The 19,959-nt window shown below is 59.0% G+C and carries 20 protein-coding genes and 1 pseudogene; 15 read left to right on the plus strand and 6 right to left on the minus strand.

Going from position 1 to position 19,959, the window contains the following annotated elements; genetic code table 11:
- Positions 1–316: 316 nt before the first annotated feature.
- Positions 317–1,489 (plus strand): pyridoxal phosphate-dependent aminotransferase, encoded by a 1,173-nt coding sequence (locus KGB24_RS02980; protein ID WP_192227982.1) that lies wholly within the window; start codon positions 317–319, stop codon positions 1,487–1,489.
- Entirely contained in the window at positions 1,489–2,202 is a 714-nt protein-coding gene (gene sfsA, locus KGB24_RS02985; RefSeq protein WP_223416202.1) for a DNA/RNA nuclease SfsA, read from the plus strand. Before KGB24_RS02980 ends, sfsA begins: the two co-directional genes overlap by 1 nt.
- Here the strand turns inward: sfsA and KGB24_RS02990 are convergent.
- A complete protein-coding gene (locus tag KGB24_RS02990) occupies positions 2,199–2,516 on the minus strand; it encodes a Rieske (2Fe-2S) protein (protein ID WP_223416203.1) in 318 nt (105 codons plus the stop codon). The genes sfsA and KGB24_RS02990 overlap by 4 nt on opposite strands.
- Positions 2,517–2,682: 166 nt before the next feature.
- On the opposite strand from KGB24_RS02990, the gene KGB24_RS02995 reads away from it, so the two are divergent.
- From KGB24_RS02995 to KGB24_RS03010, 4 genes are read left to right on the plus strand one after another with little or no spacing between them, the layout of a single operon-like run.
- Positions 2,683–3,555 (plus strand): hemin ABC transporter substrate-binding protein, encoded by an 873-nt coding sequence (locus tag KGB24_RS02995; protein WP_223416204.1) that lies wholly within the window; start codon positions 2,683–2,685, stop codon positions 3,553–3,555.
- 50 nt (positions 3,556–3,605) lie between these two features.
- Positions 3,606–4,589, plus strand: coding sequence for a FecCD family ABC transporter permease (locus KGB24_RS03000; protein WP_223416214.1), 984 nt, complete (start codon positions 3,606–3,608; stop codon positions 4,587–4,589).
- Entirely contained in the window at positions 4,589–5,356 is a 768-nt protein-coding gene (locus tag KGB24_RS03005; protein WP_223416205.1) for a heme ABC transporter ATP-binding protein, read from the plus strand. The genes KGB24_RS03000 and KGB24_RS03005 overlap by 1 nt, the downstream gene beginning before the upstream one ends.
- Before the next feature lie 22 nt (positions 5,357–5,378).
- On the plus strand, positions 5,379–6,236 hold the full coding sequence (locus KGB24_RS03010) for a ChaN family lipoprotein (protein WP_223416206.1): 858 nt from the start codon (positions 5,379–5,381) through the stop codon (positions 6,234–6,236).
- A 363-nt stretch (positions 6,237–6,599) separates the two neighbouring features.
- Here KGB24_RS03010 and KGB24_RS03015 read toward each other — a convergent pair.
- The 4 genes and pseudogenes from KGB24_RS03015 to KGB24_RS03030 all read right to left on the minus strand — a co-directional run.
- Positions 6,600–6,719: pseudogene (locus KGB24_RS03015) on the minus strand (cAMP-binding protein); the annotation flags it as partial.
- A 13-nt stretch (positions 6,720–6,732) separates the two neighbouring features.
- On the minus strand, positions 6,733–7,005 hold the full coding sequence (locus KGB24_RS03020; RefSeq protein ID WP_007971093.1) for a TfoX/Sxy family protein: 273 nt from the start codon (positions 7,003–7,005) through the stop codon (positions 6,733–6,735).
- A 257-nt stretch (positions 7,006–7,262) separates the two neighbouring features.
- Positions 7,263–7,607 (minus strand): pentapeptide repeat-containing protein, encoded by a 345-nt coding sequence (locus KGB24_RS03025; protein ID WP_008033166.1) that lies wholly within the window; start codon positions 7,605–7,607, stop codon positions 7,263–7,265.
- Positions 7,608–7,698: 91 nt separating this feature from the next.
- The gene (locus KGB24_RS03030) at positions 7,699–9,255 is read right to left on the minus strand and encodes an AAA family ATPase (protein ID WP_223416207.1); all 1,557 of its coding nucleotides are present in this window, start codon (positions 9,253–9,255) and stop codon (positions 7,699–7,701) included.
- Between the two features lie 117 nt (positions 9,256–9,372).
- Here KGB24_RS03030 and mrcB point away from each other — a divergent pair, with 117 nt between their 5' ends.
- The 3 genes from mrcB to KGB24_RS03045 are packed head-to-tail and all read left to right on the plus strand — an operon-like array spanning position 9,373 to position 12,783.
- Complete coding sequence (gene mrcB / locus KGB24_RS03035) at positions 9,373–11,697, plus strand: penicillin-binding protein 1B (RefSeq protein ID WP_223416208.1); 2,325 nt, start codon at positions 9,373–9,375, stop codon at positions 11,695–11,697.
- A 16-nt stretch (positions 11,698–11,713) separates the two neighbouring features.
- Positions 11,714–12,448 (plus strand): hypothetical protein, encoded by a 735-nt coding sequence (locus KGB24_RS03040; RefSeq protein WP_223416209.1) that lies wholly within the window; start codon positions 11,714–11,716, stop codon positions 12,446–12,448.
- A complete protein-coding gene (locus KGB24_RS03045) occupies positions 12,448–12,783 on the plus strand; it encodes a YqcC family protein (RefSeq protein WP_008033162.1) in 336 nt (111 codons plus the stop codon). The genes KGB24_RS03040 and KGB24_RS03045 overlap by 1 nt, the downstream gene beginning before the upstream one ends.
- A 108-nt stretch (positions 12,784–12,891) precedes the next feature.
- Here the strand turns inward: KGB24_RS03045 and KGB24_RS03050 are convergent, their stop codons facing one another.
- Entirely contained in the window at positions 12,892–13,311 is a 420-nt protein-coding gene (locus KGB24_RS03050) for a DUF4124 domain-containing protein (protein ID WP_223416210.1), read from the minus strand.
- A gap of 400 nt (positions 13,312–13,711) precedes the next feature.
- On the opposite strand from KGB24_RS03050, the gene KGB24_RS03055 reads away from it, so the two are divergent.
- From KGB24_RS03055 to msrQ, 6 genes are all read left to right on the plus strand, one after another.
- Positions 13,712–15,436 carry an acetolactate synthase 3 large subunit gene (locus KGB24_RS03055; RefSeq protein ID WP_008033158.1) on the plus strand — a complete coding sequence of 575 codons (1,725 nt, stop codon included), beginning with the start codon at positions 13,712–13,714 and terminating at the stop codon, positions 15,434–15,436.
- Between the two features lie 2 nt (positions 15,437–15,438).
- A complete protein-coding gene (gene ilvN / locus KGB24_RS03060) occupies positions 15,439–15,930 on the plus strand; it encodes an acetolactate synthase small subunit (protein ID WP_003205610.1) in 492 nt (163 codons plus the stop codon).
- Positions 15,931–15,978: 48 nt separating this feature from the next.
- On the plus strand, positions 15,979–16,995 hold the full coding sequence (gene ilvC, locus KGB24_RS03065) for a ketol-acid reductoisomerase (protein WP_003228216.1): 1,017 nt from the start codon (positions 15,979–15,981) through the stop codon (positions 16,993–16,995).
- Between the two features lie 144 nt (positions 16,996–17,139).
- The gene (gene pssA / locus KGB24_RS03070; RefSeq protein WP_223416211.1) at positions 17,140–17,994 is read left to right on the plus strand and encodes a CDP-diacylglycerol--serine O-phosphatidyltransferase; all 855 of its coding nucleotides are present in this window, start codon (positions 17,140–17,142) and stop codon (positions 17,992–17,994) included.
- A 58-nt stretch (positions 17,995–18,052) separates the two neighbouring features.
- On the plus strand, positions 18,053–19,066 hold the full coding sequence (msrP, locus tag KGB24_RS03075) for a protein-methionine-sulfoxide reductase catalytic subunit MsrP (RefSeq protein ID WP_223416212.1): 1,014 nt from the start codon (positions 18,053–18,055) through the stop codon (positions 19,064–19,066).
- Positions 19,066–19,686: a protein-methionine-sulfoxide reductase heme-binding subunit MsrQ gene (gene msrQ / locus KGB24_RS03080; RefSeq protein ID WP_223416213.1), complete on the plus strand. Its 621-nt coding sequence runs from the start codon at positions 19,066–19,068 to the stop codon at positions 19,684–19,686. The genes msrP and msrQ overlap by 1 nt, the downstream gene beginning before the upstream one ends.
- Positions 19,687–19,959 lie beyond the last annotated feature (273 nt).

Below are 19,959 nucleotides of genomic sequence, written 5' to 3' on the forward strand. Positions count from 1 at the left end.
CTTGTAATCCATCTGCGCAGGATTGCTCCATCACCGACACCTGCCGGCCCTGCGGCTGCAAGCGGGCGAACTTACCAGATCAAATCGGGCCGCGCTACTCCCGGATGTCGAGGTAGTGGCCCGAAGGGCTTGCAAATGATTGCAAAGCCTTGACCGGTGGTGCTGGAGACCTGATCAATTAATGATTTTAGTCAAACCTTGCGCACTCGCATGGGTCGTTTGTGGCCAGGGTCTTAACGCGTCTGACCGCATTAGGTTCTCGCTCGTTCCTGCGCTTGGGTAGAATCGGTTTTTTTACCCTGTTGAAGGAAGGCTAATGGCTCAGTCCTACAGTGCCCGCAGTCGCGCGATCGAACCGTTCCATGTCATGGCGCTGCTGGCGCGGGCCAATGAACTGCAAGCTGCCGGCCACGACGTTATCCACCTGGAAATCGGCGAACCGGATTTCACCACCGCCGAGCCGATCATCCAGGCCGGCCAGGCCGCGCTGACGGCGGGGAAAACCCGCTACACCGCCGCCCGTGGCATTCCCGAGCTGCGTGAGGCCATTTCCAGCTTCTATCAGCAGCGTTACGGTTTGAACATCGATCCGCGGCGAATCCTCATCACCCCCGGCGGTTCCGGCGCGTTGCTGCTGGCCAGTGCGTTGCTGGTGGATCCGGGCAAACACTGGCTGCTGGCGGACCCGGGTTACCCCTGCAACCGGCATTTCCTGCGGTTGGTAGAAGGCGCGGCGCAGCTTGTTCCTGTCGGTCCGGAGGTGCGTTACCAACTGACACCGGACTTGATCGACCGTCATTGGGATCACGACAGCGTCGGCGCGCTGGTGGCGTCGCCGGCCAACCCGACCGGGACCCTCCTGACCCGCGATGAGCTGGCGGGCCTTTCGACAGCGATCAAGGCGCGGCATGGCCATCTGGTGGTGGACGAGATCTATCACGGCCTGACTTACGGCACCGATGCCACCAGCGTGCTGGAAGTCGATGACAGCGCCTTCGTACTGAATAGTTTTTCAAAGTATTTCGGCATGACCGGCTGGCGACTCGGTTGGCTGGTGGCGCCGGAAGCGGCGGTCGGCGAGCTGGAAAAACTCGCACAGAACCTCTACATCAGCGCCCCGAGCATGGCGCAGCATGCCGCACTGGCCTGTTTCGAGCCCGCGACCATCGCCATTCTTGAAGAGCGTCGCGCCGAATTTGGTCGGCGCCGGGATTTCCTGCTGCCTGCATTGCGAGAGTTGGGTTTCGGCATCGCCGTTGAACCCGAAGGCGCGTTCTATTTGTATGCCGATATCAGCAAGTTCGGCGGCGATGCCTTCGCGTTCTGCCGACATTTCCTTGAAACCGAGCACGTGGCGATTACACCGGGTCTCGACTTCGGGCGTTTTCAGGCCGGCCACCACGTGCGATTTGCCTACACCCAAAGCCTTCCGCGTTTGCAGGAAGCGGTCGAACGCATCGCTCGCGGCTTGAAGAGCTGGCAAGGCTGATGCAGTTCAATCCTCCCCTTGAAGAAGGTCGACTGATCCGACGTTACAAGCGTTTTCTCGCCGATATCGAAACCGTTCATGGCGAGTTGCTGACCATTCACTGCCCGAACACCGGCTCGATGCTCAATTGTCAGGTGGAGGGCGGGCAGGTCTGGTTCAGTCGCTCCAATGATCCCAAGCGCAAATTACCCGGCACCTGGGAAATCGGCGAAACCCCACAGGGGCGGTTGTTCTGCGTGAACACCGGGCGCGCCAACGGTTTGATTGAGGAGGCTCTGCGGGCAGGTGTCATTACTGAGCTCAACGGCTTCAGCGAACTGAAGCGCGAAGTGGCTTACGGGCAGGAGAACAGCCGCATCGACTTTCGCCTCGATTACCCGAGCGGGCCGGCGTATGTGGAAGTCAAAAGTGTCACGTTGGGCTTCGATGGCTCATCGGTGGCGGCGTTTCCCGATGCGGTCACCCAGCGTGGTGCCAAGCATTTGCGGGAACTGGCACATCTGGCGCGGGACGGGATTCGCGCGGTGCAGTTGTATTGCGTGAACCTCACCGGCATCGATGCCGTGCGTCCTGCTGAGGAAATCGATTCGGCCTACGCGGCCGCTTTGCGAGAAGCGGTGGCGTGCGGTGTTGAAGTCCTGGCTTACGGTGTGCGGTTGACCCACGAGGAAATGCGGGTCGAGCGGCGTCTGGAGGTGTTGCTCAACGGTTAGAGGCTGACCCAGATTCCTTGAGCGTCTTCGCGACATTCAATGGTGGTCAGGGATTGCCCCGCACATGGGCCGGCGACGCACTCGCCGTCTTCGATCAGGAACAGTGCGCCGTGGGTGGCGCACTGGATCAGGCTGTTGCTGGGGTCGAGAAACCGGTCGGGTGTCCATTCGAGCCCGACGCCACGGTGTGGGCAACGGTTGATATAGACATAGACCTGACCGTTCCGGCGTACGGCGAATAGCTTCTCGCCGTCGATCTCGAAACCGCGGCTGCTGGACTCGGCCAACTCAGCGCCTGCGCAAAGAAACTTCATGTCTATCCTCAAGTGCGGCGGCTCGTGACTGGATATGTCCGAGCTTGACGTTCAAATGCAAACAATTATCAAATGGCCGCTTCGCCCGTCGGGTGCAGGTGCCGGATGCCGAGGATACTTGGCCTGTCACTTCAATGCCTGGGAAAACCATTAAAGGAAGCTGTTTATGCGCCTGAGTACCCGCGTTGCTGCGCTCTGTGCCGGACTTCTCGTCAGCCACCACGCCGCAGCGGCCGAGTTGCCACAACGCTGGGTCAGCGCCGGTGGGGCCTTGTCGGAGTGGGTCAGCGCGCTGGGTGGCGAATCGAAACTGGTTGGTGTCGACACCACCAGCCAGCACCCGGAATCGCTCAAGGCGTTGCCGAGCATCGGTTATCAGCGGCAGCTGTCGGCGGAGGGCATCTTGAGCTTACGCCCGCAGATCCTGGTCGGCACCGAAGAAATGGGGCCGCCGCCGGTGATTTCGCAGATTCGCACGGCGGGGGTGCAAGTCGAACTGTTCTCGGCTCAGCCGGACCTGCCGACGTTGCACGCGAACTTGCAGCATTTGGGCAAATTGCTCGGCGCCGAGGACAAGGCTGCGCAACTGTTCAAGGGCTATCAACAGCAGCTCGATCAGCAAAAGGTTCGGGTCACCAATGCGCAGCTGACGCAACCCTCACCGGGTGTGCTGGTGTTGCTCGGTCACGCGGGCGGCAAGCCTCTTATCGCTGGGAAGGACACCGCGGCTGATTGGCTGATCCAGAAGGCCGGTGGGCACAACCTGGCGACGCACACCGGCTACAAACCTTTTTCCAATGAATCCTTGATCAGCCTGGACCCCGAGGTGCTGGTGTTTGCTGACCGCGCACTGAGCGGCGAGGCGGCGCGTGCGGCGCTGTTCAAGGAAAACCCGATTCTGTCTTCAACCCGCGCTGCCAAGGACGGGCGCGTCATGGAGCTCGATCCAACGCTGCTGGTGGGTGGGCTTGGCCCGCGGTTGCCCGAGGCGTTGAAAAAGATCAGTGACGGTTTCTATCCTGGCACTGCTGCTCAATGACCGTCCTGGTAAAACCCCGGGCGTTGTTCATCGGCCTGAGCCTGCTGTGTTTGCTGGCGATCTGGCTGTCGTTGGCGCTCGGGCCGGTGAGCCTGCCCTTGCTCGATACCTTGCGTGCAGCGTTGCGCATGATCGGCCTGCCCTTAGCGCCTGACGGACTGGAGCAGGCCGAGCTGATCCTCGGGCAGATTCGCTTGCCGCGTACCTTGTTGGGATTGGCGGTGGGTGGTGTGCTGGCGTTGTCGGGTGTGGCGATGCAGGGCTTGTTTCGCAATCCACTGGCCGATCCGGGGTTGGTGGGCGTTTCCGGTGGCGCGGCATTAGGCGCGGCCATTGCAATTGTCGGTGGCTCGGCGTTTGGTGGATTGCCGGAATTCCTCGGGCCGTACCTTTTATCGCTGTGCGCGTTTCTCGGCGGGCTCGGCGTGACAGCGATCGTGTATCGACTGGGTCGGCGCAACGGGCAAACCGATGTCGCAACCATGCTGCTGGCGGGTCTCGCTTTGACGGCGCTGGCCGGCTCGATCGTGGGGCTGTTTACCTACCTGGCAGACGACACGACTTTGCGAACGCTGACCTTCTGGAATCTGGGCAGTCTGAACGGTGCCAGTTATTCGCGACTCTGGCCGTTACTGTTGATCAGTGCCGGCGTGGCGCTGTGGTTGCCGCGTCGCGCCAAGGCGTTGAATGCGTTGTTGCTGGGCGAGTCGGAGGCCGGGCACCTGGGCATCGACGTCGAAAAGCTCAAGCGTGAGTTGGTGTTTTGCACGGCGTTGGGCGTCGGCGCGGCGGTGGCAGCGGCGGGGATGATCGGCTTTGTCGGGCTGGTGGTGCCGCATCTGGTGCGTCTGCTGGCCGGTCCCGATCATCGGGTGTTGCTGCTGGCCTCGGTGCTGGCGGGCGCCAGTCTCCTGTTGTTCGCGGATCTGGTGGCGCGACTGGCCTTGGCGCCGGCGGAGTTGCCGATCGGAATCGTCACCGCGATGATCGGTGCGCCGGTCTTTCTTTATCTATTGCTGCGAGGGCGTGCCTGATGTTGCGAACGCAAAATCTGCACATCCGCCGAGGCCGCAAGATTGTCCTGATGGATATTACGCTTGAACTCAAACCGGGAGAGGTCCTCGGCGTGCTGGGGCCTAACGGTGCGGGCAAAAGTACGTTGCTGGGCGCCTTGTGCGGCGAGTTGCAGGCTGATCACGCCAGTGTGTGGCTCGATGAGCGCGAGTTGCGTGACTGGACCGGCACGCAACGAGCGCAACGCCTGGCGGTATTGCCGCAAGTCTCGACCTTGAACTTCGCCTTTCGCGTCGAGGAAGTCGTCGGCATGGGGCGCTTGCCGCACCAGACCGGCCGGGTCCGGGATGACGAAATCGTCGCCGCCGCATTGCAGGCTGCCGATGCCGGGCATTTGAGTGGTCGCAGCTATCTGGCGTTGTCCGGTGGCGAACGTCAGCGCGTGCATCTGGCGCGGGTGCTGGCGCAACTCTGGCCGGGCGAGGTGGGGCAAACGCTGTTGCTCGACGAGCCGACTTCGATGCTTGATCCGCTGCATCAACACACCACCTTGCAAGCGGTGCGCGAGTTCGCCGATCGTGGCGCGTCCGTGTTGGTGATCCTGCATGATCTGAATCTGGCGGCGCGCTATTGTGATCGCTTGTTGTTGCTCGAAGGCGGGCGCCCGGTCGCGCTCGATACCCCGGAGCACGTGTTGCGACCGGAACCGCTCAAGGCGGTATTCGGGCTGGACGTCTTGGTGCAACAGCACCCGGAGCGTGGGCATCCGCTGATCATCGCCCGCTGAGTCATTGATAGAGGGTGTGGGTATGCGTGTGATGGTGATTCTGGCGGTGCTGATGCTGAGTGCTTGTCAGCATGTTTCGACGCCGCCGGTCACCGGCGAGATTCGCGACTTGCGCAGTGGTCAGACGCTGACGGCGCAGGAGCTGCTGGCGCGTCTGACCAAGCCGTCGCGATTGATCGTGGGGGAGCAGCATGACAATCGCGATCACCATGAACTGCAACGCTGGTTATTGCAGGCGCTGGGAGAGCGGCGCCCACAAGGCAGTCTGCTGCTGGAAATGCTCACACCGGATCGACAGCTGCGCGTCGATGACGTTCGCCACGCCTCGACGCGGCCCTCGGACTTGCCTGGTGCATTAGCCTGGCAACCTGGCTGGGACTGGAATTTGTATGGGCCGATCGTTCGTTTCGCCTTGGCCCGACCGTATCCGCTGCTGGCCGCCAATCTGGACACAGTCGAGGTGCGTGCTTTTTACGCCCGGCCGCCGACATTAAGCGGCGCTCGCTCCAATGCCACGTCGGTCAAGGATGAGTTACTGGCACAGATCAGCGGTTCCCATTGCGGCCTGCTGCCCGAATCGCAAATGCCGGCGATGCTCGCCGTCCAGCAGCAACGTGACCGGCGCATGGCCGAGCGGCTGTTGGCTGCACCCACTCCTGCATTGCTGTTCGCCGGCGCTTACCACGCGCGAAAGGATGTCGGCGTGCCGATCCATGCGCTTGATCTGGGAGCGCCCGAAGCGCCCGTGGTTTTAATGCTGGCGCAGCAGGGCGGCGAAGTCACGGCGGCGATGGCCGATTACGTCTGGTACACGCCTGCCATGCCGACGCCGGATTACTGTGCAGAGATGCGCAAGGGCCAGCCAAAATCAAAACCCTAAGCAACGGCAAAACCGATCCCTTGTAGGAGCCGGCTTGCTGGCGATAGCGGTGGGTCAGTCACTAAATGCGTTGACTGATACACCGCTATCGTCAGCAAGCCGGCTCCTACAGGGGCTCTGTTTTGCCAGGGGACTTTTGCGCAGGCAAAAAAAGACCCGGCAAGAGCCGGGTCAAATAACCGTGATTAGCCTGATGAGGAGATATCTGAGAGTCCGAACCAAGGGCTTTTCAAATATCGACCAGTCTCGCGACCAGTTGTGATAATCATAGCGATTCTCATTACCAAGTCAACCGCTGATTTTTCATTTCCTCGGAAATTGTCAGTTGCCTGGCGAGAAGCCCCGTAATCATTGGGCTTCAGACTATGTTCCTGATGAGCTCAACTGCGTGATCTGTTTGTTCAGCAGGTCAATGCGTCGGGCCATGCTCTCGATCAGGCTGTGGGCGATCTTCGGATTGCTTTGAGTGAGGCTGAGAAACTCTCCTTCGCTCCGTTCAATTCTTGTGGCGTGACGAGATTGCTTCCAGCTGTTTATTCAGGGCTTCCTTGCGCTCGGCGGGGATGTCGTTCCAATGCACATCCATCAGCGCGCCTTCGATCGCATATAACAACACCTTGGATGCCCGGAACCCGCGCGTGCGCACAGCCCGATAGGCATCCACCGCCCCCAGGCGACGCAAGTCCGAGGCGCTGTGGATGCCCACGGCATGCAGCCACTGCGCCGATGTCTTGCCAAGATTCTTCAGGTGCTGCAGTTCATCATTCATCAAGCCTCCTTGCGACGGCCGAACGGTGCGTGGGCAAGCTTCTGAGGAGTGTAGCCATCAGTAGGAAAAGCGTGATTGTTTGGTCGGTTTCGGAGCAAATGCTTCTAAGAAGCGACTCCGATGTGCAGCGTAAAAATACGCGAGCAAGGTAGGAAAAGGCGGAAGGGCGTCAGGTTCTCAAGCTGAAAACACCCACAGTCCAGCGCAAGGCGGGGACGCCAAGGCGGTGCACTGGACATGTCAGTTATCGGTCGTTTTTAACGGGTGCGATAACGCAGGCGTGTACCGAAATTCATCGACATCAGAATTTCGTCGGCACTCAGCTCTCGTGGAAAGTAGGCGCCGGAGATCTGCGCGTGGGCCAGGCTTGCGCCTTCCAGGTTTGAGTTGCTGAAATCGATGCCGCGCAAGTCGGCGGAGCGGAAGTAAGCATCGGTAAAGTCGATGCCGTCGGCATTCAGTTCACGCAGGTCCAGGCCTCGGAAGTCACCACCGACCATGTCGATAGGTCCGTCTTTTGGACGTTCGTTGTTGAAACCTGTGATGTCGTCTTTGTGCAGTAAGGCATAAAGCGGGGTGTCGAGAAGTTTCGGCTGGCTCATGTCACATCACCTGTTGGTTTTATGACGCCAGTATAGTGCCACTATTTGACAGCCGTGAAGCCGGCGAAGGCTCCACGGCTGAAATACTTTCTTACAGGCCCGGCAGGCGTTGGCGAATTTGCGCAACGACGGTGTCGAGCGTCCCGCTTTCATTGGTCTGTACGCGTTTGCTGCACAGAATCTCTTCTGGCGTCAGGGCTTCACGATTGGCTTGCTGCGCTTCGATAACGGCCAGGTTGGCGTCGGATGGATCCTTCTTGTCTGCCTGACGCAGGGCCAGCCAGCTTTCGATCACCGCTTGTGGCGCGTTGCAATCAAGGATCAGGAACGGCGCGCCGGTAGCTTCGGCAATTTTCGCCGCGCCGTCGCGCTGGTCGCGCTTGAGGTAAGTGGCATCGACCACCACCGGGAAACCGGCGCGCAGGATTACCGCGGCGATCTCATGCAGGCGAGCGTAGGTTGCGGCGCTGGCGTCGGCGCTATAAATGCCGGCTTGCGGATCGTTGGCGACAGTTTGTTCGCCGAACAGGCGTTTGCGCTCGACGTCGGAGCGCAGGCGAATTGCGCCCAGCGCTTCCACCAGGCGCATGGCCACGTGGCTTTTGCCAACAGCGGATACGCCGTGGGTGATGGCCATGAAGCGCGAAGGAATGGTGCTGTAGCTTTCCGCCAGGTTCGCATAATTGCGGTACTGGCGCAGGGTAGTTGCGCGCTGCACCGGGTCGGCCTCGGCCGGCATGCTGAACAGGCTGACCTTGGCGCGAACCAGCGCACGGTAGGCTTTATAGAAGTTCAGCAGTTCCAGGCCCTGGTAATCGCCGGTCAACTCCAGGTATTGGCTGATAAAGCGACGGGCCAGGCTCTTCAGGCCACGGTCTTCAAGGTCCATCGCCAGGAAGCCGGTGTCGGCATAGACGTCGGTGAAGCGGAACGGCTCGTTGAATTCGATGCAGTCGAAGATCACGACCTTGCCATCGATCACGGTGGCGTTGCCCAGGTGGATATCACCGTGGCACTCCCGGATGAACCCCTCGGCCTTACGCTGGGCAAACAGTGGCTTGAGGCGTTCGAAGCTGCTTTCGGCCCAGGCTTGCAAGGCATCGAGTTGCAGCAGGTCCGCCTTGTCACTCAGGAACGGGCGGATCTGCTCGAAGTTCTGCCGCACCGGCGCCATGACGCTGTCCGGCGTGCCGGCTTCGTGTTCCGCAGGCACTTTTGGCGCGGTGAGGTGGAATTGCGCAATCTGTGCGGCCATCTCGTCGATGTGCGCGGTGGTCAATTCGCCGTTGGCTTGCAGCGTGCTGAGCAGTTGGCTCTGTGGGAACTGACGCATTTTCAGCGCGTATTCGATGACCGGGCCGTCGCCGCCCAGTTGTGGCGCTTCGGCGCTGCCGGTAATTGGCAACACTTCGAGATACAAATCATTGGTCAGGCGCTGGTTCAGGCGCAGTTCCTCACCACAGAAATGCTCGCGGGCATCGAGGCTGGTGAAGTCGAGGAAGCCGAAGTTGACTGGCTTCTTCACTTTATAAGCGAAAGCACCTGTGAGAATGACCCAGGAGATGTGGGTTTCGATGAGCTGAAACCCGTCTACCGGATGCGGGTAAAGGGCCGGGTTTTGCAGGGCGGCGATCAGGGACTGGCTCACAGGCGTTCCTTCAGAGTCTGGGAAAATTCACGGCCGCCATTATGGCCGCAAGTCCGCCCGACGCAAACCTCGGCGGGCTCCTGTTGAGTATGAATAAAGTGCGTATAATCCGGCGCCATGACTCGTACTCGATCCCCCCGTACCCCCAAAAAACCACCTTCCAGGGGCCTGCGCCCTTGGCTGGGCTGGGCCCTTAAACTCAGTCTGGTCGGCCTTGTGGTGCTCGCCGGGTTCGCGGTTTACCTCGACGCTATTGTCCAGGAGAAGTTCTCCGGCAAGCGCTGGACTATCCCGGCCAAGGTGTATGCGCGCCCGCTCGAGCTGTTCACCGGCCAGAAGCTGAGCAAGGAAGACTTCCTCACCGAGCTCGACGCCCTGGGCTATCGCCGCGAAAGCGTGAGCAACGGCCCCGGCGCAGCAGCGGTCAACGGCAACACCGTTGACTTGAATACCCGTGGTTTCCAGTTCTATGAAGGCATGGAGAACGCCCAGCCCGTGCGCGTGCGCTTCTCCGGCGACTACGTGGCCGAACTTTCGGCGACCAACGGTTCGAAGCTTTCTGTGGTGCGGCTGGAACCGCTGCTGATCGGCGGGATTTATCCGAAGAATCTCGAAGACCGCATTCTGATCAACATCGATCAGGTGCCGCCGTATCTGCTGGAAACCCTGGTCGCTGTAGAAGACCGGGACTTCTATAGTCACTGGGGCGTGTCGCCGAAGTCGATTGTCCGCGCCATCTGGGTCAACACCTCTGGCGGCAAGATGACCCAGGGCGGTAGCACCCTGACGCAACAGTTGGTCAAGAACTTCTACCTGACCAGCGAACGCAGCCTGAGCCGCAAACTCACCGAAGCCATGATGGCGATGCTGCTTGAGCTGCATTACGACAAGCGGGAGATTCTTGAGGCTTACCTCAACGAAGTGTTCGTCGGTCAGGATGGCCAGCGCGCGGTGCACGGTTTCGGCCTCGCCAGCCAGTTCTTCTTCGGGCAGCCGTTGTCCGAGCTGAAACTGCATCAAGTCGCGATGCTGGTGGGCATGGTCAAGGGACCGTCCTATTACAACCCGCGTCGCAATCCGGAACGGGCGCTCGAGCGGCGCAACTTGGTGCTCGATGTGCTTGAGCAGCAAGGTGTCGCCTCCGCCGAGCAGGTTGCGGCGGCGAAGAAAATGCCTTTGGGCGTGACGACGCGCGGCAAACTGGCCGACAGTTCGTTCCCTGGGTTTCTCGATCTGGTTAAACGTCAACTGCGCGAAGATTATCGCGACGAAGACTTGACCGAAGAAGGCCTGCGGATCTTCACCAGTTTCGATCCTATTTTGCAGATGAAAGCGGAAGCGTCGGTCAACGATACGTTCAAGCGCTTGTCCGGCCGCAAAGGCTCCGATGACGTTGAAGCGGCGATGGTGGTGACCAACCCGGAAACCGGTGAGGTCCAGGCCATGATCGGCAGTCGCCAGGCGAGCTTCGCCGGGTTCAACCGGGCGCTGGATGCTGTGCGACCGATCGGTTCGTTGATCAAGCCGGCGGTTTATCTGACAGCCCTTGAGAAGCCTAGCCAGTACACGTTGACCAGTTGGCTGTCAGACGAATCCTTCTCGGTAAAAGGCGCGGACGGGCAGGTCTGGAAACCGCAAAACTATGATCGCCGCTCCCATGGCACTGTTTTCCTTTATCAGGGCCTGGCGCACTCCTACAACCTGTCGACCGCGCGTCTCGGGTTGGCGGTGGGCGTGCCGAATGTCTTGAAGACGCTAGCGCGCCTAGGTGTCAGTCGCGAGTTTCCGGCATTCCCGTCGATGCTGCTGGGTGCTGGCGGCATGACCCCGATCGAAGTGGCGACCATGTACCAGACCCTCGCCAACGGTGGCTTCAATACGCCGATGCGCGGGATTCGTAGCGTGCTGACGGCGGAAGGCGAGCCGCTCAAGCGCTATCCGTTCCAGATTCAGCAGCGTTTCGATCCGGCGTCTATTTACCTGATCCAGAGTGCCATGCAGCGGGTCATGCGCGAAGGCACCGGTAGTTCGGTTTACAACGTGTTACCGAAAACCCTGACGCTGGCGGGCAAGACCGGTACCAGTAACGATTCACGAGACAGCTGGTTCGCCGGTTTCAGCCAGGACTTGCTGGCGGTGGTGTGGCTGGGTCGCGATGACAACGGCAAGACACCGTTTACCGGTGCCACTGGCGCGTTGCAGGTCTGGACCAGTTTCATGCGCAAGGCCGATCCGTTGCCGCTGGACATGCCGCAGCCGGATAATGTGGTTCAGGCCTGGGTCGATTCACATACCGGACAAGGCTCTGATGCCAACTGCCCAGGCGCCGTGCAGATGCCGTATATTCGCGGCAGCGAACCGCCTCCCGGCGCTGCTTGTGGTGGCGAAAGCCCTATTAACGGTGAAACGGTGATGGATTGGGTCAAGGGCTGGATGAATTAAGCAAAGAGGGTTTCAAGTGAACAAATGGTTGATTCCAGCGGTTGCCGCCGTGGCTTTGCTCAGCGGTTGCTCCAGCGTACAGCGTGGTTCGATTCCGGTTGTGGATTCCGGCAGTGCCGTTTCCAACAGTGAACGTGTTTCGGCCAATGGCGGTTTTCGTCAAACGACGGTTAAACGTCCTGTGCAATCCCAGGCCCAGGCGATCCCGCAAGGTGACACCGGCGTCGTGGTGATGGTGCCGGGTGGCGGTGCAGTTGCATCGGCACCGATCAGCACTTCGCCGATTACGCCAGGCCCGATCACTTCGGGTCCGATCGACACTTCGCCAGTCCAGTCGGCCCCGATCAATCAGGGCAGCTACAGCATGCCATCGACGCCAAGCGGCATTCCTTCGTCGAGCGCCGGTGGTCTGTCAGCTGATGAACAGCTGGACGGTCCGGTATTGGCGCTGCTGACCACTGCTCAGCAGCAACAGGCTGGCGGTGACCTCAACGGTGCTTCTTCCAGTCTGGAGCGCGCCCAGCGTGTTGCGCCGCGTGAGCCGCAAGTGCTTTATCGTCTGGCGCAGGTTCGTATGGCCCAAGGTGATGCAGCACAAGCCGAGCAGTTCGCTCGTCGTGGTCTGACCTTCGCCAATGGACGTCCGGCACTTCAGGCCAGTCTGTGGGAATTGATCGGTCAGGCACGTGAGAAGCAGGGTGATTCCGCTGGCGCTACACTGGCCCGTCAGAAGGCCAAGGTTTCGCTGTGATGGACGCACGCTTTCCGAAAATTGCCGAGCAGCTGCTGTTGATCGAGCGTGAACTGCGTGTTCAGGGGTGGTGGGACGAGGTCTCGCCCTCTACTGAAGCACTGTCCAGTGTCGAGCCGTTCTCGGTCGATACGCTGGATTTCGAGCAGTGGCTGCAATGGATTTTCCTGCCGCGCATGAAAGCGATCCTCGAGCAGGATTTGCCGCTGCCCAATGCCTCGGGCATTCAGGAGATGGCGGAAATGGTCTTCGCCAGCCGCAATGTCCAGGGCAAGGATCGGCAGTTGCAGGTGCTGCTCAAAGAGTTCGACCAACTGATCACCGCCTCCCGCTGACCCCGATTTCTTGTAGGAGCAGAGCTTGCTCGCGAAGGCGGCGTAACATTCAACATATCTTTTGAATGTTACGCCGCCTTCGCGAGCAAGCTCTGCTCCTACAGGTATCTACTGGCAGTTTTCAGCGATCTGTCTTTGCGCTTCAGCAGTCCGTTCCTGACGTTGCTCGTCGGTCAGGCGCCGCATCTCACCCTCGACATCCTCCCGTATCCGCGGATTGTTCTGCAGTTGAGCCAGGTTCGTCCGCGCCTGCTCGCAGAATACCTTTAGCTGCGCTTGCTGCTCGGCGACCTGTTTTTTAACGGTCTTATCGATGGCCTGTTGATCGCCAATGGCGTTACTACGGGGCAGCGTAGCCGGCTTGTTTGCAGGAGAGGGCGTGACCACGGTCGTGGCTTGCCGGCCCAGGGGCGGTTGCGCATCGAAGTGGGTAACGCCTTGTTCATCGACCCACGTGTAAATCTGAGCAGCCATGCACAAAGGGCTGATGGCGATCAGCAGGCTGGCGGTCAGGAAAAACGTTCGCATGCCATTTCCTTGTATTGGGTTGCGCAATTGAAGCTAACACAGTTGCTGTTTAGCGGTTTTTTCTTGCTTTCTCATGTGCTTACTTCAATAAAGCACATTGACGACTTGACTTGCAGGGGACGAAACAGAAGAATCCAAAGTCCGCTGTAGAGGGACTGCCAGAAGCAGACCCACTCGGCAGATCATGAGGCGCACATCCGCGCCGACCTGTTACACCCGCAACGCGTTACCTCGCGCTGGGTGGGAAAGCCCCGCAACACTTGGGACGATCCCAATACTTGCTCAGTCAGTGCTGACGTAGTCGGCGACCACCGTCGCTCATGCTCTGCCGAGAAGTAAACCTATTAAGACCCGTCCTCTTGTATGTGGGCGGTATTCTGGCGTTTTAGAGGTGAACAACGTGGAGCTTTTATCTGGCGGTGAGATGCTCGTCCGCTTTTTGCGTGACGAAGGCGTCAAGTACATCTACGGGTACCCGGGTGGTGCTCTTCTTCATGTTTACGATGCCCTGTTCAAAGAACCGGAAGTGACCCACATCCTGGTTCGTCACGAACAGGCTGCGACCCATATGGCTGACGGCTACGCCCGTGCCACCGGTAAAGCCGGTGTGGTACTGGTGACCTCCGGCCCGGGCGCAACCAACGCCATTACCGGTATTGCCACGGCCTACATGGACTCCATTCCGATGGTGGTCATTTCCGGCCAGGTGCCTAGCAACATGGTTGGCACCGATGCGTTCCAGGAAACCGACATGATCGGTATCTCCCGGCCGATCGTGAAGCACAGCTTCATGATCAAGCACGCGTCGGAAATCCCGGAAGTCATGAAGAAAGCGTTCTACCTGGCGCAATCCGGTCGTCCTGGTCCGGTCGTTGTCGATATCCCGAAAGACATGACCAACCCGGCCGAGAAGTTCGAATACATCTTCCCGAAAAAAGCCAAGCTGCGTTCCTACAGCCCGGCCGTTCGCGGTCACTCCGGACAAATCCGCAAGGCAGCCGAAATGCTCCTGGCGGCCAAGCGTCCTGTGATGTACGCAGGCGGCGGTGTGATTCTCGGGGGTGGCTCCGCGCCGCTGACCGAGTTGGCGAAGATGCTCAACCTGCCAGTGACCAATACCCTGATGGGTCTGGGTGCCTACCCTGGCACCGACCGTCAGTTCATCGGCATGCTCGGCATGCACGGCAGCTACACCGCTAACCTGGCGATGCACCATGCTGACGTGATCCTCGCAGTCGGCGCACGCTTCGACGATCGTGTCATCAACGGCGCGTCGAAGTTCTGCCCGAATGCCAAGATCATTCACATCGACATCGATCCGGCTTCGATCTCCAAGACCATCAAGGCCGACGTGCCGATCGTTGGTCCGGTGGAAAGCGTCCTGACCGAAATGGTCGCGATCCTCAAGGAAATCGGCGAGACCCCGAACAAGGAGTCCGTTGCCAGTTGGTGGAAGCAAGTTGATGAGTGGCGCGGTGATCGCGGCCTGTTCCCTTACGACAAGGGCGACGGCAGTGTCATCAAGCCGCAGACCGTGATCGAAACCCTGTGCGAAGTGACCAAGGGCGATGCCTTTGTTGCCTCCGACGTGGGTCAGCACCAAATGTTCGCGGCGCAGTACTACAAGTTCAACAAGCCGAACCGCTGGATCAACTCCGGTGGCCTGGGCACCATGGGCTTCGGTTTCCCGGCGGCCATGGGTATCAAGTTGAGCTTTCCGGATGCCGACGTCGCCTGCGTAACGGGCGAGGGCAGTATCCAGATGAACATTCAGGAACTGTCCACCTGTCTGCAATATGGTTTGCCGGTCAAAATCGTCATCCTGAACAACGGCGTTCTGGGTATGGTTCGTCAGTGGCAGGACATGAGCTACGGTAGCCGTCACTCGCACTCCTACATGGAATCGTTGCCTGACTTCGTCAAGCTGGCAGAGGCGTATGGCCATGTCGGCGTGCGCATCACCGACTCGAAAGACTTGAAGTCGAAGATGGAAGAAGCATTCGCCATGAAGGATCGCCTGGTGGTCATCGATATTGCTGTCGACACCAGCGAGCACGTCTACCCGATGCAGATCAAAGACGGCTCCATGCGCGATATGTGGCTGAGCAAGACGGAGCGTACTTAATCATGCGGCACATTATTTCCTTGCTTCTGGAAAACGAACCCGGTGCTCTGTCGCGTGTAGTCGGCCTGTTCTCGCAGCGCAACTACAACATCGAAAGCCTGACCGTGGCGCCAACCGAAGACCCGACCTTGTCGCGTCTGACGCTGACCACCGTTGGTCACGATGAGATCATCGAGCAGATCACCAAGAACCTGAACAAGCTGATCGAAGTGGTCAAACTGGTCGACCTGTCGGAAAGTGCTCACATCGAGCGCGAACTGATGCTGGTCAAGGTCAAGGCCACCGGCGCCCAGCGCGCCGAGATCAAGCGCACCACCGATATTTACCGTGGGCAGATCGTCGATGTCAGCGCTAGCGTGTATACCGTTCAATTGACCGGTACCAGCGACAAGCTCGACAGCTTCATTCAGTCCATCGGCACCGCGTCGATCCTGGAAACCGTCCGCAGCGGCGTAACCGGTATTGCTCGCGGCGACAAAGTACTCAGCATCTAAACCAAATTAGCGAATGGCCTGAACGGCCTGGATATATAGGGGAAATTCATGAAAGTTTTCTACGATAAAGACTGCGACCTGTCGATCATCCAGGGCAAGAAAGTTGCCATCATCGGTTACGGTTCCCAAGGCCACGCTCAAGCGTGCAACCTGAAAGACTCCGGCGTTGACGTCACTGTTGGCCTGCGTAAAGGTTCGGCGACCGTTGCCAAAGCCGAAGCTCACGGCCTGAAAGTGACCGACGTTGCTTCCGCTGTTGCGGCTGCCGACCTGGTCATGATCCTGACCCCGGACGAGTTCCAGTCCTCCCTGTACAAAAACGAAATCGAGCCGAACATCAAGAAAGGCGCAACCCTGGCCTTCTCCCACGGCTTCGCGATCCACTACAACCAGGTTGTTCCGCGCGCTGACCTCGACGTGATCATGATCGCGCCGAAAGCACCTGGCCACACCGTGCGTTCCGAGTTCGTCAAAGGCGGCGGTATCCCTGACCTGATCGCTATCTATCAGGATGCTTCCGGCAACGCCAAAAACGTTGCGCTGTCCTACGCTGCCGGCGTTGGTGGCGGTCGTACCGGTATCATCGAAACCACTTTCAAGGACGAGACCGAAACCGACCTGTTCGGCGAACAAGCCGTTCTGTGCGGTGGTACCGTTGAACTGGTCAAAGCCGGTTTCGAAACCCTGGTTGAAGCTGGCTACGCGCCAGAAATGGCCTACTTCGAATGCCTGCACGAACTGAAACTGATCGTTGACCTCATGTACGAAGGCGGTATCGCCAACATGAACTACTCGATCTCCAACAACGCCGAATACGGCGAGTACGTGACTGGTCCGGAAGTGATCAACGCCGAATCCCGTCAGGCCATGCGCAACGCCCTGAAACGTATTCAGGACGGCGAATACGCCAAGATGTTCATCAGCGAAGGCGCAACCGGCTATCCTTCGATGACCGCCAAGCGTCGTAACAACGCCGCTCACGGTATCGAAATCATCGGCGAGCAACTGCGCTCCATGATGCCGTGGATCGGTGCCAACAAGATCGTCGACAAAGCCAAAAACTAAGTCGCACACTTGTACGGAAAACGCGGCCTAGGCCGCGTTTTTTCGTTTAGGAGGCCGGTTCTGGTATAAAGCTGCATCGTTTGTGGTCGAACCGTCGTCCCAGACACCTGTCGAAACTTTCCACCCCGTTGCAAGGTAATGTCCATGAGCGAACGTCCCGAAGAGCCAAACCAGGCTTCTGACGCCGAAAGCCTGCTGCCCATCGATGAACACGTCGAAGAAGGGCATGACGCTGAAGGTCGTAAAGTCCGGCATCGTGGTATCTATCTTCTGCCGAATCTGTTCACCACTGCGAACCTGTTCGCAGGGTTCTACTCCATCATCAATTCAATGAGTGCCCAGAGTGCCTTGAGTGCAGGTGATGCGATTGGCGCAAGCAAGTATTTTGCGTTTGCCGCGATCGCCATTTTTGTCGCCATGGTGCTCGACGGTCTAGACGGTCGCGTTGCCCGTATGACCAACACCCAGAGTGCCTTCGGTGCCGAGTACGACTCGCTGTCCGATATGGTCGCCTTCGGTGTCGCGCCGGCACTGCTGGCATTTGGTTGGGCCTTGGGTGATATGGGCAAGGTCGGCTGGATGGTCGCCTTCATTTATGTCGCTGGCGCTGCGTTGCGTCTGGCGCGCTTCAACACTCAGGTGGGCACCGCCGACAAGCGCTACTTCATCGGCCTGGCCAGTCCGGCTGCGGCGGGTGTGGTTGCGGGTATTGTCTGGGCGTTCAGCGATTACGGCATTCAGGGTTCCAAGATGTCTTTCCTGGTCGCGCTGATGGTTGCGGCCGCCGGCATGCTGATGGTCAGTAACATCAAGTACAACAGCTTCAAGGAGCTGGACCTGAAAGGGCGCGTACCTTTCGTGGCTATCCTGGCTGTGGTGCTGGTGTTTGCCGTCGTGTTCAGTGATCCGCCGCGCATCCTGCTGCTGGTTTTCCTAGCCTATGCAGCGTCTGGCCCGGTTCAATACCTGTTACGTCTTCGTCGGCACAAAAACGTGTAATTTCCCTCATACTCCGCAGTCTATTGGTGCATCTGTCCTCCAATGCTGCGGAGTTGCCATGCTGATCAAAGTCCCCAAGTCATCCGACTGCCATGAGTCGGATGTCACGCCTGAATCCCTCTATCTATCTCGTCGTAATGTCTTGGGCGCCGCCGTTGCGGGCTTGGCTGTGAGCAGCTTGCCGCGTTGGGCCAGTGCTGACGATGCCGCGCGATACGCGGATGTCGAGGCGGGTAACGCGCCATCCTGGTTTGCCGAAAAACTTCCTTCTACCAAGTGGGGGGCGGTCACCGTCAAGGATGAGGCGATCACGCCGTTCAAGGACGCGACTCACTACAACAACTTCTATGAGTTCGGTACCGACAAGGGGGATCCGGCCGCCAACGCCGGTTCTCTGAAAACCGAACCGTGGAGCGTGGTGGTGGACGGGGAGGTGGGTAGGCCGGGGCGATATGCGCTGGAGGACTTCATGAAGCCTTATCAGCTGGAGGAGCGTATCTATCGTCTTCGCTGTGTAGAGGCCTGGTCGATGGTCATTCCATGGATCGGATTTCCCATCTCTGCGTTGCTCAATGTTGTTGAGCCAACCTCCAAGGCAAAATTCATTCGCTTCGAAACGCTGCAGGACCCTAAGACCATGCCAGGGCAGCGCTCTGGTTTTGCCCTGATCGACTGGCCTTATGTCGAAGGGCTGCGTCTGGACGAGGCGATGAATCCGTTGGCGATTCTTGCAGTGGGCATGTATGGGCGTGAGCTGCCTAACCAGAACGGCGCGCCTCTGCGCCTGGTGGTGCCGTGGAAGTACGGCTTCAAGAGCATCAAATCCATCGTGCGGATCAGCCTGGTCAGCGAGCAGCCGAAAACCACCTGGCAGAGCATTGCTGCGGACGAGTACGGCTTCTATGCCAACGTGAATCCGACAGTCGATCATCCGCGCTGGACGCAGGCTCGGGAGCGGCGGCTGCCAAGCGGTCTGTTCAAGCCCAATGTGCGTGATACGCAGATGTTCAACGGCTACTCGGACGAAGTTGCTTCTCTATATACAGGGCTCGATCTGCGGAAGAACTACTGATGCGATATCCGTTCTGGCGAGTGAGTGTCTTCATCGCTGCTGCGGTGTGCCCGCTGCTTTGGCTCTATCAGGCTTGGGCGGATGTGCTGGGGCCGGATCCCGGCAAGGTGCTGGTTGATCGGTTGGGGTTGGGGACGCTTGTACTGCTGCTTATTACATTGAGTTTCACGCCGTTGCTGAAGCTCACCGGTTGGGCGGGGTGGATTGCTGTCCGAAGGCAGCTGGGTTTGTGGTGCTTCGCTTATGTAGTACTCCATCTGAGTGGCTATATAGCGTTCATTCTTGGCTTTGATTGGTCGCAACTGGGTGTCGAGTTGCGCAAGCGGCCGTACATTATTGTCGGTGTGCTGGGGTTCCTTTGTTTGCTGGCGTTGGCGATAACCTCCAACCGCTACAGTCAACGTCGGCTGGGGGCTGGCTGGAAGAAACTGCATCGACTGGCTTATGGAGTTCTCGGTCTTGGCTTGCTGCATATGTTGTGGATCGTGCGTGCCGATCTGAAGGAGTGGGCGGTCTACGCCTCTATAGGCGCGCTGCTATTGGTGTTGCGGTTACCGCTTGTCGCTCGTCGAATTCCGCGTTTAGTAGCTAAAAAGACACCTTCTGAAAGAAAAGCATAATTAGGTGTTGACGGCAGATTCTGGAAGTCTATAATTCGCCCCACTTCCGGCGCAGTCGAAACGGAAAACTCCTTGGTAAACAAAGAGTTACGCAGTTTTCGACAGCGAGTTGCTTCAGGTCATCGAAGCGCAGAAGGAGTTGAAAGAGCGGTGTTGTTTGGCTCTTTTGACGGTTCGATCTTCTCGGTCGAAAGCGGAGAAAAAGAGGTGTTGACAGCAGCGAGTAACGCTGTAGAATTCGCCTCCCGCTAACGAGAGATCGGAAGCGCAAGT

This window comes from Pseudomonas sp. BF-RE-25, from assembly GCF_019956105.1.
GTDB classification, from domain to species: Bacteria; Pseudomonadota; Gammaproteobacteria; order Pseudomonadales; family Pseudomonadaceae; genus Aquipseudomonas; species Aquipseudomonas migulae.

Bases quoted from the DNA above. Each gene is read 5' to 3' on its own strand.
- KGB24_RS02980 (WP_192227982.1), top strand. From the start codon at position 317: ATGGCTCAGTCCTACAGTGCCCGCAGTCGCGCGATCGAACCGTTCCAT.
- sfsA (WP_223416202.1), top strand. From the start codon at position 1,489: ATGCAGTTCAATCCTCCCCTTGAAGAAGGTCGACTGATCCGACGTTAC.
- KGB24_RS02990 (WP_223416203.1), bottom strand. From the start codon at position 2,516: ATGAAGTTTCTTTGCGCAGGCGCTGAGTTGGCCGAGTCCAGCAGCCGC.
- KGB24_RS02995 (WP_223416204.1), top strand. From the start codon at position 2,683: ATGCGCCTGAGTACCCGCGTTGCTGCGCTCTGTGCCGGACTTCTCGTC.
- KGB24_RS03005 (WP_223416205.1), top strand. From the start codon at position 4,589: ATGTTGCGAACGCAAAATCTGCACATCCGCCGAGGCCGCAAGATTGTC.
- KGB24_RS03010 (WP_223416206.1), top strand. From the start codon at position 5,379: ATGCGTGTGATGGTGATTCTGGCGGTGCTGATGCTGAGTGCTTGTCAG.
- KGB24_RS03020 (WP_007971093.1), bottom strand. From the start codon at position 7,005: ATGAATGATGAACTGCAGCACCTGAAGAATCTTGGCAAGACATCGGCG.
- KGB24_RS03025 (WP_008033166.1), bottom strand. From the start codon at position 7,607: ATGAGCCAGCCGAAACTTCTCGACACCCCGCTTTATGCCTTACTGCAC.
- mrcB (WP_223416208.1), top strand. From the start codon at position 9,373: ATGACTCGTACTCGATCCCCCCGTACCCCCAAAAAACCACCTTCCAGG.
- KGB24_RS03045 (WP_008033162.1), top strand. From the start codon at position 12,448: ATGGACGCACGCTTTCCGAAAATTGCCGAGCAGCTGCTGTTGATCGAG.
- KGB24_RS03050 (WP_223416210.1), bottom strand. From the start codon at position 13,311: ATGCGAACGTTTTTCCTGACCGCCAGCCTGCTGATCGCCATCAGCCCT.
- ilvN (WP_003205610.1), top strand. From the start codon at position 15,439: ATGCGGCACATTATTTCCTTGCTTCTGGAAAACGAACCCGGTGCTCTG.
- ilvC (WP_003228216.1), top strand. From the start codon at position 15,979: ATGAAAGTTTTCTACGATAAAGACTGCGACCTGTCGATCATCCAGGGC.
- pssA (WP_223416211.1), top strand. From the start codon at position 17,140: ATGAGCGAACGTCCCGAAGAGCCAAACCAGGCTTCTGACGCCGAAAGC.
- msrP (WP_223416212.1), top strand. From the start codon at position 18,053: ATGCTGATCAAAGTCCCCAAGTCATCCGACTGCCATGAGTCGGATGTC.
- msrQ (WP_223416213.1), top strand. From the start codon at position 19,066: ATGCGATATCCGTTCTGGCGAGTGAGTGTCTTCATCGCTGCTGCGGTG.